The following is a 14,048-nucleotide window of genomic DNA, read 5'->3' on the forward strand; positions in this document are numbered from 1 at the left end:
CCACACGTTTTCACGGCCTACGGACTGGAACCAGAATCATGAGCAACATCGAGGACATCTACTCCCTCTCGCCCACCCAGCACGGTCTGCTGTTCCACAGCGTCTATGAACCGGATTCGCGCGTGTACTACCAGCAGCTCAGTCTGGACATGACCGGGCCGCTCGACACCGACGCCTTCCGCCGTGCCTGGCAGGCGCTCATGCAGCGCCATGCGGTACTGCGCACCGCCTTTCTCTGGGAGGACCTGGACGACGCCTACCAGGTGGTGCAGCACGAAGTCCCCCTGCCGCTGAGCGAGCTGGACTGGCGCGACCGCGACGAGGCCGACGAGGCGCTGCGCCAGTGCGCACAGCAGGAGCGCGACCAGGCGCTGGAACTCAACGACGCACCGCTGATGCGCCTGTGCCTGGTGCGCCTGCCGGAACAGCGCTGGCATCTGATCTGGACCTTCCACCATATCCTCATGGACGGCTGGAGCGTCGGCGTCGCCATCCAGGAATGGCTGGCCCTCTACTACCAGCAGGTGCGCGGCGACAACGCCGGCCTGCCGCCAAGCCGCAGCTACCGCGACTACATCGCCTGGCTCGCCGAACAGGACGTCCAGGCCACCGAGCACTTCTGGCGCGAACAACTGCAGGACTTCAGCGAACCCACGCCCCTGCCGAGCTTCGCCGCGCCGCCCGAGGCGCCGCAGGCGCACCCCTACGCCGAGCGCGAAACCCGCCTGGACGCCGCCGAGACCGAACGGCTGAACCAGTTCGCGCGCAGCCAGCACCTGACCGTCAACACATTGATCCAGGGCGCCTGGGCGCTGCTGCTGGGGCAACACGCCGGGCGTGACGAGGTGGTCTACGGCGTCACCGTCGCCGGTCGCCCGGACGGCTTGGCCGGTGTCGACAGCATGGTCGGCCTGTTCATCAACACCCTGCCGCTGCGTGTGCGCCTGGACGACGACCGCACCCTCGGCGACTGGCTGCAGGATCTGCAGCGTTGCAACAGCGACCTGCGCCAGCACGCTTACCTGCCGCTGAGCCGCCTCAAACCGCTGAGCCAGGTGCCGGCCGAGCGCGCCCTGTTCGATTCGATCCTGGTGTTCGAGAACTTCCCCGTCACCGATGCGCTCAACCAGGATGCCGAGGGCCTGCGCTTCAGCGCCCCGCCAGAGCAGCGCCGGGCCGATGGCATCCGCCTGACCCAGGGCCGCAACCATTTCCCGCTGTCGCTGATCGTGGTGCCGGGTGAGCGCCTTCAATACCTGTTCAGCTACGACCGCAGCCGCTTCAGCGATGCCGAGATCGCCCTGCTCAGCGCCCAGTTGCGTGCGCTGCTGCTGGCCATGGCCAAGCAACCGCAAGCCAAGGTGCAGGCGCTGGACTGGCTGAGCGCGGAAGAACGTCTGCGCCTGGAAGCCCACGGCCAGGGCGCGCACCTGGCGGTCGCCGCCAGCACCCTGCAGCAACGCTTCGTCGACGCTGCAAAACGCCATCCCGAGCGCCTGGCCGTGCAGGATCGTTCCCGTGCCCTGAGCTATGCCGAACTGGATGCCGAGGCCAACCGCCTGGCCCATCGCCTGCACGCTCAGGGGATCGGCAGCGGCCAGTTGCTCGCCCTGGCTCTGGAGCGCAGCGTCGACTTCGTGGTGGCGCTGCTGGCCACCCTCAAGTGCGGCGCCGCCTACCTGCCGCTGGATCTCAAGCAACCCGCCGGGCGCCTGGCGGACATTCTCCAGGACAGCCGCGCCGATCTGCTGATCAGCCAGCGCGCCCTGGAGCCGCGCCTGCCCCGCAGCGAAAGCCCGGCCCGGCTGTGGCTGGACGATGAGGCAGACGCCATCGCCGCCCTGCCCAGCACGGCGGTACAGGCGGGCGACGATGCGGACGCCCCGGCCTACGTCATCTACACCTCCGGCTCCACCGGCACGCCCAAGGGCGTGGTGGTCGAGCACCGCGCCATCGTCGGCTACCTCGCCGCCGTCGCCGAGCTGCTCGATCCGCCTCCAGCGGCGCGCTATGGCCTGCTTTCGACGGTGGCGGCCGACCTCGGCCATACCCAACTGTTCGGCGCGCTGTGCAACGGCGGCAGCCTGATCCTGGTCGACGAAGACACCAGCTTCGATCCGCTGGCCCTGGCCGACTTCCTCGGCGAGCACCCGGTGGATGTGTTGAAGATCACCCCCGGCCATCTGCAGGGCCTGCTCCAGGCCCACCCCGACCCACGCCTGCTGCCGCGCGAACGCCTGGTATTCGGTGGCGACGCGCTCAAGCCCGAGCTGCTGCGCCAGGTAGGCGCCCTGGCGCCGACCTTGCGCCTGTTCAACCACTATGGCCCGAGCGAGGCCACGGTGGGGGCCCTGGCCACCCCGCTGGCAGCCGACATCGGGCTGGTCCCCCTCGGTCGTCCCCTGGCCAACCGCCGCCTGCGGGTGGTCGACGGCAATGGCCGCCAAGTGGCCATCGGCGTTCCCGGCGAGCTGTGGATCGCCGGCGATCTGGCCCGCGGCTATCTGCACCGCGCCGACCTCACCGCCGAGCGCTTCGTCGACAGCGACGGGCAACGCTGGTACCGCACCGGCGACCGTGTGCGCTGGCTGGCCGACGGCCAGTTGGCCTTCCTTGGTCGCGTCGACAACCAGGTCAAGATCCGTGGCAACCGCATCGAGCTGGGTGAGGTGGAGGCGCAGATCCGCCGTCTCTCGCCGCTGATTGAACAGGTGCTGGTGCGCGTGCTGGAGGTGGACGCCACACCGCGCCTGGTGGCCTACGTGGTGGCCAGCCAGTCGCTGTCGGCCAGCAAGCTGTGCGACGACCTGGGCCGCCGCGTGCCGGACTACATGGTGCCGGCCCACGTCATCACCCTCGACGCCATCCCCCTGACCGCCAACGGCAAGCCGGACCTGCGTCAACTGCCGCTGCCCAGTGCACCGGCTGCGGACGCCGCCAGCCACGTCGCACCACGCAATGAGGTCGAGGCGCTGCTCGCGCGTATCTGGCAGGAGGTGCTGAAGGTCGAACAGGTCGGGGTGCACGATAACTTCTTCAGCCTCGGCGGCGACTCGATTCTCAACCTGCAGATCATCGCCCGTGCCAACCAGCAGGGCTTGAAACTGACCCCCAAGCAACTGTTCGAGAACCGCACCATCGCCGACATCGCCCAAGTGCTCGGTGCCGGCGCCGAAAGCGCCGCCGCCCGGCAACAGGGCGACGGTTTCGCCATCCCCCTGAGCGCCGGCCAACGTGCGCGCCTGGAAAGTGCGCTGCAGCCTAGCTGGCGTTGCCTGAGCATCGACGGCGAGCTGCCTGCCGCCCACCTGGCCCAGGCCCTGACGGCGCTGCAAGGCCATCACCAGGCGTTGCGCCTGGCCCTGCAACGCAGCGCCGATGGCGAGTGGCAACAGCGGGTACTGAGCACGCCCGCCACCATCGAAGTCAGCGAGTGCACGTACCATGACGAGCCCCTGCAAACGCTGGCCGAGGCCACCTTCACTCGCCTCGACCTGGCCGCCGGGCAGGGCCTGCACGCCAGCCTGCTGCACGGCGCGGCAGGCGCTCGGCTGCTGCTGGTCGCTCACCCGCTGTGCCTCGACGAAGCGGCCTGGCCCCTGCTGCTCGCCGACCTCAACCTGGCACTCACACAACTGCGCTACCAACGGCCGCTGCGCCTGTCCTACAGCGGCGGCGAACTCGGCGCCTGGTGCGAACACCAGCAGCAGGACGCCAGCAGCGAGCGCCTGGACGAAGTCTGGGAACACTGGCTGCAATTCGCCGGGCTGGAGCTGCCCGTCCTCGATCTCTCCGGCCAGCAGGATGGACAGGCACAAGAGCGCCTGGACGCGGACACCTCGGCACGCCTCAAGCGCCTGGTCGACACCCTGCAACTGGACTGGGAGGTGCTGCTGGCCAGCAGCCTGGTCGACCGTCTGGGTGCTGAAAGTGGTGCACCGCTGGCCCTGACCGTGCAGGCCGGGCGCCCGGACGCCAACCGCCTGCCGCTGCAGGCGCCGATCGCCCTGGCGGACCTGGACCCGGCGCGGATGCTGGGCACGCTGACCCTGCCAGTGCCCTTCTACCTGCAGGCCCCGAGCGGTGACGCACTGGCTCGTCTGCAAGACCTGGCCGCGCAGTTGCACTCCTATCCGCAGTTCGGCGCGGACTATGCCACCCTGCGCCACCTGGCGGACAACCCCTACCTGCTGGAACCCCTGCGCGAGCTGCCGACGCCGGCCCTCGCCCTGCGCTGGCTCGGCGATTGGGACGCGCACCGCGAGGCACAGGCGGTGCTCGCCGACATCCAGGCCGCCAGCCATGAACCGACCCTGGCCGAAGGGCTGACCCTCGACGCGTGCTGGCATGAGAACAGCCTGCACCTGCGCGGCGAAGGGCCATTGGCCTGCACCTGGCTGCCTGGCCTGGTGGCACATCTGCGGGCCCTTGCAGCGCTGGCCGACAGCGCCGAGCTGCGTCCCGCCAGTTCGGCCTTCCCGCTGTGCCATGGGCAGGCCGCCACCCTGGCCAGCGAGCCGCTGCCCTGGGAACGCCTGGAAGATCTCTACCCGCTCTCGCCCATGCAGCAGGGCATGCTGCTGCACACCTTGCTGCAACCGCACAGCGGCATCTACCTGATGCAGCAGCGCTACAGCTGGGACGGCGAGTTGCAGCGGCCGGCCATGGAGCGTGCCTGGAAGCTGTTCCTCGAACGCCACCCGATGCTGCGCACGGCGTTCTGGTGGCAGGAAGACCATGAGCCGTTGCAGTGCGTCTATCGCGATACCGAGCTGGCCTTCGAGTGGTATGACTGGCGTCACCTCGATGCCGAGCGTCAGCGCGAAGCGATGGATGCCGTACTGGCCGACGAACGCCAACGCGGCTTCGACATGAGCCGCGCGCCACTCACCTACCTGCGTGTGTTCCAGTTGGCCGAGCAGCGCTTCAGCATGGTGCGCAGCTTCCACCACATCCTCACCGATGCCTGGTGCTTCGGCCTGTTGATGGAAGACCTGCTGGCCATCTATCAGGCCCTGGCGCGTGGCGAAGCGGTGGCGCGTCCACGCTGGCGCCCGTTCCGTGGCTACATGAGCTGGCTCACCCGCCAGGACATGGACGCTGCGCAATCCTTCTGGCGGAGCGAACTGGCGGGTTTCGAGGCGCCCACGCCGCTGCAGGTCGATCTGCCCGTGGCCCAGCCGGATCGTGCGCCGGACGTGGTCGGCGACTGCAACACCACGCTCAGCGTGGCGAGCACCCAGCGCCTGCAGCAACTCTGCCAGACGCACCAGCTCACTCCCAACACCTGGATCCAGGGCGCCTGGGCCTTGCTGCTGTCGCGCTACAGCGGCAACCGCGACGTGCTCTTCGGCGTCACCGTGGCCGGGCGCCCCACCGCGCTGGCCGGGGTCGAGGAAATGGTCGGCCTGTTCATCAACAGCCTGCCGCTGCGGGTCGACGTCGACCCCGAGCGCCCGGTGATCGACTGGCTGCAGGCGCTGCTGTCACACAACGCCGAGCTGCGCGACCATGAATACGCGCCGCTGGTGGAGATCCAGCGGGGCAGCGAGATTCCCCGTGGGCAACAGTTGTTCGACAGCCTGGTGGTGTTCGAGAACGCCCCGCTGGACGTCGCCAGCGTGCGGCTCGACGGCTTCAGCATCGACATCTACGAAGACCGCGTGCACACCAACTTCCCGATGACGGTGGTGCTCTATCCGGGCGACCGCCTGGGTATCCGCCTGTCCTATGATCAGGGCCGCTTCAGTGCGGACACCGTGCAGCGCATGCTCGGCCATCTGGTGCACCTGCTCGGTGAGATGCTCGAGCAACCCGAGGCGCCGCTCGGCCACCTGCAGATGCTGCCCGCGGCCGAGCGCCGGCAACTGCTGGTGGAGTGGAACGACAGCGCCGTCGACTTCCCGCTGCAGCGCAGCTACGCCGCCCTGTTCGCCGATCAGGTGCGCGCCCATCCGCAACGCCTGGCTGCAGTCTGCGCCGGAGAAACGCTCAGCTACGCCGAACTGGACCGGCGCAGCAACGCCATCGCCCACGCCCTGCAGCAGGCCGGTGCCGGCCCGGATACCCTGGTTGCCCTGGCCGCCGAGCGGGGCCTGGCGCTGCTGTGCATGATGATCGCCACACTCAGGGCCGGCGCCGCCTTCCAGGCACTGGACATCCAGCACCCGCCGCAGCGACTGGGCGAACTGCTGGAGCTGAGCGGCGCGCCGCTGCTGCTGGTGGACGAGAAGGCCAGCGGGCTGCTCGACCGGGTACTGGCAGGCGTCGCACGGCAGCCTGGCTGCCTGGTGGTGCAGGAGCTGTGGCAAGGCGACGCGGCGCCAGTGCAGTACGCCCATCGTCCCGACCAGCTCGCCTACGTGATCTTCACCTCCGGCTCCACCGGTACGCCCAAGGGCGCCCTGGTGGAGCAACGCGGCATGCTCAACAACATCTTCGGCAAGGTGCCGACCCTGGGCCTGTGCAGCGAGGATCGCATCGCCCAGACCGCCTCGCCGGCCTTCGATATCTCGATCTGGCAGTTCCTCGCCGCGCCTATCGTCGGCGCCACCGTGCACATCCTGCCGGATGCCGTCGCCCAGGATCCGGCCGCCCTGCTCGATGCCATCGAGACCCAGCGCCTGAACCTGCTCGAGGCGGTGCCCGCGCTGATTCGCGGCCTGCTGCAGGAAGCCGGCCCGCAGCACCAGCTCGGCAGCCTGCGCTGGCTGTTGCCGACCGGTGAGGCGCTGCCACCGGCACTGGCCCGCGACTGGCGCAACCGCTTCCCCGGCACCCCGCTGATGAATGCCTACGGCCCGGCCGAGTGCTCCGACGACGTGGCCTTCCACGCCATACACGAGGCGTCGGAAAGCGACTGCGCGCACATGCCGATCGGCCGGCCGACCGCCAACAACCAGCTCTATATCCTCGATGCCGACCTGCGCCCGCAGCCCATCGGCGTGCCGGGCGAGCTGTGCGTCGCCGGCGTGGGTGTCGGCCGCGGCTACCTGGGCGATGCCGAGCGCACCCGCGCGGCCTTCGTCGAGCATCCGTTCGAGCCCGGCGCGCGCTTCTACCGCACCGGTGATATCGGCCGCTACCGCGCCGACGGTGTGATCGAATATCTCGGCCGCCGCGACCAGCAGGTGAAGATCCGTGGCCACCGCATCGAACTGGGCGAGATCGAGAACCGCCTGATGCGCCACCCGCAGGTCGACAGCGCTGTGGTACTGGCCCTGCCGGACGCCCGCGGCGACCTGCAACTGCTGGCCTGCTACGTGCCCCGCGACGCCGCGCTGGACGCTGCCACGGCGCAGGCACTGCTGGTCGAGCACCTGCGCGGGCAACTGGCGAGCTACATGGTTCCTGGCCACTGGCGTCACCTGGAAAGCCTGCCGCTGAATGCCAACGGCAAGGTCGACCGCCGTGCACTGGCCGCCCTGGGCCTGCCCAGCGAGGCATCCGCCCAGGCCCAGGTAGCCCCACGCACGCCCACCGAGCAGGCCCTGGCCGAACTCTGGCAGGACCTGCTCGGCCTGACCTCGCTGGGCGTCGACGACGACTTCTTCGCCCTCGGCGGTCATTCGCTGCTGGCCACCCAGGTGGTCGCACGCATCCGTCGCCGACTCGCCGTCGAACTGCCGCTGCGCGCCCTGTTCGAGCATCGCACCGTGGCCGAGCTGGCCAAGGTGGTGGATGCCCAGACGCCCAATGCGGCCGCCACCGTCGAGGAGATCGTGGCGGTGTCTCGCAGCCAGGCGCTGCCGCTGTCCTACGCGCAGCAGCGCCTGTGGTTCCTCGACAGGCTGGAAGGCCCCAGCGCGGCCTACAACCTCTCCACCGCGGTACGCCTGGAGGGCGAGCTGGATGTCGAGGCGCTGCACGCCGCCCTGCAGCATGTACTGGATCGCCACGAGTCGCTGCGCACCGGCTTCATCCTCGACGGCGACACGCCGCGCCAGGTCATAGCCGACGCGGTGCGCCTGGAACTGCCATTGCAATCGCTGGCAGCGAGTGACCACGCGCAGTTGCAGCAATGCATCGACGAGGAAGCCGCGCGCCCCTTCGACCTCCAGCGCCCACCCATGCTGCGCGCACGCCTGCTGCGCCTGGGCGAGAAACGCCATGTGCTGCAGTTCACCCTGCACCATATCGCCACCGATGCCTGGTCCATGGGCATCCTGGTCGAAGAAGCCATCGCCGCCTACAGCGCTTACCGCAGCGGACAGGCACCGGCACTGGCGGCACTGCCCATCCAGTACGCCGACTATGCCCATTGGCAGCGCAGCCCCGCGCAGCAGCAGCGCCTGGCGCGCGACGTCGACTTCTGGCGCAGCCAGTTGCAGGGCGCACCGATGCTGCTGCGCCTGCCGCTGGACAAGCCGCGCCCGGCGCAGGCCGACTATCAGGGTGCAGCACTGCGCCAGACCCTGCCCAGGGCCCAGGCCGAACGCCTGCAAGCCTATGCACAGACGCAGCGCGCCACGCTGTTCATGGTGCTGCTCAATGCCTTCAACTGCCTGCTGCAACGGGTCACCGGCGACGACGACTTCCTGGTCGGCACCGATCTGGCCAACCGTGAGCAGCCCGCCCTGGAGCGCTTGATCGGCTTCTTCGTCAACGTGCTGCCACTGCGCGCGCGGCTCGACCCGGCGCAGGATTTCAACGCCCGCCTGCAACGCCTGCGCGACGATACCCTGGCCGCCTTCCAGCACCAGCAGGTGCCGTTCGACAAGCTGGTCGAGACCCTGCAGCCACCGCGCCAGGCCGGCGTCAACCCGCTGGTGCAGGCGCTGTTCGTCCTGCAGAACACGCCCCGCTCATCCGCCGAACTGCCCGGCCTGCACGTCGAGCACCTGGCCCCGCGCCAGGAAACCAGCAAGTTCGACCTGGCCCTGTTCGCCGAGGAAGACCAACAGGGCCTGACCCTGCGCTGGGTGTACCGCACCAGCCTGTTCCAGGCAGACACCATCGAGCAATTGCAGCGGGGCTTCGATGCGTTGCTGCAACGGCTCATCGAGGCCCCCGAACACGCCCTGCAAGGCTGGGACTGGCACCTGCACAGCCCGGCCGTCACGGAGAACACTGCCATGTACGATGCATCCACCCAGGACGAGGCAAGCCGCGCCTCGCGCAAGCTGTCCAAACTGAGCAAGCTCAAGCAAACCCGTGCCACTGCCGTCAGCCAGCGCCCCGAGGAACAGGTTCGCAGCGCGCCACTGGCAGCCGAACGCGCCCTGCCGCTGCTGATCGAGCCACGCCTCGGCGAGCTGGACCCAGTGATCTGGGCGCAGCAGGCCCGTGGCTGGATCGGCGAACAACTGCGGCGCCACGGCGGCCTGTTGTTCCGTGGCTTCGACCTGCCGGACGCCAGCGCCTTCGAGCAGTTCGCCCAGGCCATCGAACCCGATCTCTACGGCACCTACGGCGACCTGCCGAAGAACAACTCGGGCAAGAACATCTACCACTCCACGCCCTACCCGGAGCAGCACATGATCCTGTTCCACAACGAGAGCTCGCACCTCGCACAGTGGCCGCGCAAGCAATGGTTCTACTGCGACAAACCCGCACCGCAGGGCGGCTGCACCCCCATCGTCGACTGCCGCGAGGTGCTCGCCCGCCTGCCGCAACCGATCGTCGAGAAGCTGCACACCCAGGGCCTGCTCTACGTTCGTCACTTCACCGACAAGCTCGATGTGCGTTGGCAGGACTTCTTCAAGACCGAACACCGCGATGAGGTCGAGCAGCGTTGCCGCGAGGCCGGCACCCAGTGGCATTGGCTCGGCGAGGATGGCCTACGCATCGCCCAGCGCTGCCCGGCCATCGTCCACCACCCGGACACCGGCGAGGCATCCTTCTTCAACCAGGTACAACTGCATCACCCGGCCTGCCTGGAGCCGGAGGTACGCAGCAACCTGCTGGAACTGTTCGGCCCCGAGCACCTGCCACGCAACGTCTGCTATGGCGATGGCAGCCCCATCGAGGACGAGGTGATGGCCGAGATCGGCCGGGTCTACGAGGCCTGCGCCGTGCGCTTCGCCTGGCAGAAGGGCGATGTGGTGATGCTCGACAACATGCTGGTCGCCCATGCCCGCGACCCCTTCGAGGGCGAACGCAAGATCTGCGTCGCCATGGGCCAGATGATGCGCCGCGAGGAACTCGATGCGCTCGCGAAAAACACCACGCGTGCTGAGCTGGCGCTGGAGGAGAGTCGCTGATGGAACAATTCCAGCTTTCACCGCAACAGCGCCTGCGCTGGCAGTCGGGCCTGCCTGCCGCCTCGCTGACACTCGATCTGCACGGTGCGGTCGACCTGTCGGAGCTGCATGGCCGCCTGCAGGCCCTGGTGGCACGCCATGAGGCACTGCGCCTGCGGCTGTGCCCCTCGCCGGGGCTGCGCGTGCCCCTGCAACGGATCGTGCCGCCGAGCGAGGCGGTACATGCCGAAACCGGCGTGCGCCTGGAGTGCCAGGTGCTGGGCAGCGAGCACCAGCGCCTGCACCTGCAGTTGCCGGCACTGAGCGCCGACCGGGGTACCCTGCTGCGTCTGGCCAGGGCGCTGGCGTGCGAGGCGCAGGCGGACGACGAGGACATGAGCTACACCCAGTACAGCGCCTGGCTGTACGAACTGCAGGACGAGGAAGACGCCGAGCTGGGTCGCCGCTACTGGCGTGAGCAAGCCTTGGGCGAGCATGAGTCGGGCGAACTGCCCTATCGTCAGGTGCACCTGCAAGCCACGGCAGGCCATCTGATCGCTCAACTGGAGGGTACGCCGGAACTGACGACGCGGCTCGAAACCTTCTGCCGTCAGCACCAGGTGACTCCCGCCGAGGTCCTGCTGACGGCCTGGTGCGCCCTGCTGCAACGTCTGACGCCGGGCGACGCGCCGGCCCTGACGATGAACTGGGTGCACGACTGCCGCGACGATTACGACGAACTGGCCGGCTGCTGGGGCGCGTTCGCCAAGTCCCTGCCCCTGGCCTGGCGCTTTTCGCTGCACACCCGCTTCGCCGAGGCACTCGACGGCGTGCAGCGGCTGTGCGACCGCGCACGCGAATGGCAGGAGTACTGCGACATCACCAGCGATCCCTCGCCAGATGCCAGGCGCTACGGCTTCGAGTGGGGCGGCCAGCTACCCCAGGCGCTGCCGATGGCGGGCAAGTCGGGCGTGCAGCTCTCGGTGCTGGAACTGAACTCACCGGCCCAGGCCTTCGACCTGTTGCTCACCCCGGAGGCCTTTCGCGACAGGCAAGGCGCCATCGTCTACCGCTTCAATCTCGCCTTCGCCAACACCGGCTACAGCCTGCAGAGCGCCCGGGTGCTGCTGGAGCAATACCGCTCCTTGCTGCTCGCCGCCCTCGACGATCCTGAACAACGGCTACAGGCGCTGCCGCTGCACAGCCCGAGTTTCGACGCCACCCTGGCCGCTGTGCAGGGCCAGCGCAGCGAACTACCCGACCCGGCCTTCATGGCCTTCCCCCTGCGTTTCAGCCAGCAAGCATCACGCTTCGCCGAACGCCTGGCGCTGTGCGACGCCCGCCAGCAGTTGACCTATGCGCAACTGGAGGCGCGCAGCAACCAACTGGCGCGTTTTCTCAACGCACGCGGCATCGGTGCGGAGGATCGCGTGGCCCTGCACCTGGAGCGCAATGCCGACGCCATCGTCGCCATGCTCGGCGTGCTCAAGAGTGGCGCGGCCTTCCTGCCCTTGGACAACCAGCAGCCGCTGGCCCGCAGCCAGGCGATCCTGGCCGCCGCCCAGCCGGCCTTCCTGCTCATCGACGGCAGTGCCCCGGCACCGGCGCAAGCCGGCCTGGAGAGCCTCGACCTGGGTGACCTGCCACGCTGGCAGCACCTGCCGGACGGCCCGCTGGAGCTGTCCGTTGTCGCCCACAGCGCCGCCTACGTGCTGCACACCTCCGGCAGCACCGGCACGCCCAAGGGCGTGGTGATCGAACATCGCCAGCTCGGCAGCTACGTGGACAGCCTGCTCCGGCGCCTGGCGCTGGCTCCCGGCGAGCGCAGCGCACTGGTCACCTCGCTGGCCGCCGACCTCAGCTATACCCTGCTGTTCCCGGCCTTGCTCAGCGGCGGTGAGCTGCACGTGGTGGACAAGGCCACCAGCCTCGATGCGGCAACCTGGGCGGCCTACCAGGCACGTCATCCGATCGATCACCTGAAAACCGTGCCCTCGTTGCTAGACGCCTGGCTCGCCCACAGTGCGGCCGCCGCCACCCTGCCGCGCAGGCAACTGATCCTGGGCGGCGAGCACAGCCCGCAACGCCTGCTGCAGAGCCTGCGGCGCCTCGCCCCCACACTGACGGTGTACAACCACTACGGCCCGACCGAAACCACCATCGGCGTGCTCATGCATCGCCTCGACCCGGCCATCGACTACCGCCACCTGCCCCTCGACGACCGCCTGGACGGCATGCGCACCTATCTGCTCGACGAGCAGGGCAACCACGCTGCGCCCGGCCAGGCCGCCGAGCTCTATCTCGCCGGGCCGCAACTGGCACGCGGCTACCTGGACGAACAGCAGACCCGGGAGCGCTTCGGCGACCACCCGCAGCTACCCGGTGAGCGCCTCTATCGCACCGGTGATCGCGCGCGCTACCGCCCGGACGGCAGCCTGGAGATCATCGGTCGCGTCGACCGCCAGGTGAAGATCCGTGGCTTTCGCGTCGAACTCGACGATATCGAGGCACAGCTCGCCCGCCTGCCCGGTGTGGCCCAGGCCGCCGTCACCTGCGTGGCACGTGGCCCCTTCGATCAGCAGTTGTTCGCCTTCCTCACCCTCGAACACGGCCAGGCCAGCACGCTCGCCCAGCTTCAGCACCAGGCGCAGGAGCGTCTGCTGGAGCACATGCAGCCGGCCTTGCGCCTGGTCGATGGCCTGCCACTGCTGGGCAACGGCAAGCTGGATCGCAAGACCCTCGCCCAGTGGGCCGAACAGACGCTCGACCAGGTCGGCGACAGCCTGCCGCGCACACCGCTGGAGCAGTTGCTGGCAGAGATCTGGGCCGGAGTGCTGGGTCTGGAACGGGTCGGCATCGAGGACGATTTCTTCGCCCTCGGCGGCCACTCGCTGGCGGCGGTGAAGCTGGCCAGCCGCCTGCAGAATGCGCTGGGCACGGCGGTGCCGGTCAATGCCGTGTTCAATGCGCCGAGCGTGGCGCGTTTCGCCGAACTGGTGCAGGCACAGATGCAACTCTCGCCACTGGTATCGCTGTCGCGAGCCGATGAAGCGAAAGGCGACCTGTTCTGCTTCCACCCGTCCACCGGCCATGTGCAGGACTACCGCGTTCTGAGCGACGTATTGGTCGATTGGAACCTCTGGGGCCTGCAGGCCACCTATCTGGCCGAGGGCAGCCCGCAGCCAGGGCGCGACACGCTCGAGGCCCTGGCCGCGGTGTACGTCGAGCAGTTGCGCCGGCAGCAGCCTCACGGCCCGTACCATCTGCTCGGCTGGTCGCTCGGCGGCCTGCTGGCCTTCTGCGCGGCGGCGCAACTGGAGCAGGCCGGCGAGGAAGTCGCGTTTCTCGCCATCGTCGACTCGCAGACCCAGCGCAGCACAGCGACGCAAAGCCTGGAGGCGTTGTTGCAAGCGGCCGCCGAACGACTCGACGCCGGGAGCCAGCAGCGGCTGTCGGCGTTGACCGAGGCGGCGCGCGCTCACCTGCTCGAGCGCACGCCAGACGAATGGCCACTGGCCCTTGCGCAGTGGGCTCGCCAGCAGGGCCTGCACCTGGCAGGCGACAGTTGGGAGCAACTGGAATACCGTTTGCGCCAGCATGCCCACACCCAGATGCTGATCGGCACCTTCCGGCCTGCCACGCTACGCTGCCCGCTGCACCTCTGGTGGGCCAGCGCGACCCTGCAGGCCGAAGACTTCAGCGCGCCGGACTGGCGCAACCTCAGCCAAGGCCCGAGCTGCGAGCAGACCGTTGCCGCGCAACACCTGGACATTCTGCGTCAGGAAGCCTGGCAACGGGCCCTGGTCGAGCGCCTGGCCAACCTGGGTACGCCACGGCGTGAACCTCTAGACCACGAGATGACTTGAG

Annotated in this window: 2 protein-coding genes; both read left to right on the forward strand. The window is 68.8% G+C overall.

What is annotated here, in order from left to right; all coding sequences use genetic code 11:
• Window positions 1-38: 38 nt before the first annotated feature.
• The gene (locus K8U54_RS00515) at window positions 39-10,202 is read left to right on the forward strand and encodes a non-ribosomal peptide synthetase (RefSeq protein WP_249908415.1); all 10,164 of its coding nucleotides are present in this window, start codon (window positions 39-41) and stop codon (window positions 10,200-10,202) included.
• Window positions 10,202-14,047, forward strand: a complete 3,846-nt coding sequence (locus K8U54_RS00520; protein ID WP_249908416.1) for a non-ribosomal peptide synthetase — start codon at window positions 10,202-10,204, stop codon at window positions 14,045-14,047. Before K8U54_RS00515 ends, K8U54_RS00520 begins: the two co-directional genes overlap by 1 nt.
• Window position 14,048: the final 1 nt, after the last annotated feature.

The organism is Pseudomonas fulva (assembly GCF_023517795.1).
Lineage (GTDB): Bacteria > Pseudomonadota > Gammaproteobacteria > Pseudomonadales > Pseudomonadaceae > Aquipseudomonas > Aquipseudomonas fulva_D.

What these genes read in the sequence shown, in the direction of transcription:
- K8U54_RS00515 (WP_249908415.1), top strand. Translation starts at nt 39, where the DNA reads ATGAGCAACATCGAGGACATCTACTCCCTCTCGCCCACCCAGCACGGT.
- K8U54_RS00520 (WP_249908416.1), top strand. Translation starts at nt 10,202, where the DNA reads ATGGAACAATTCCAGCTTTCACCGCAACAGCGCCTGCGCTGGCAGTCG.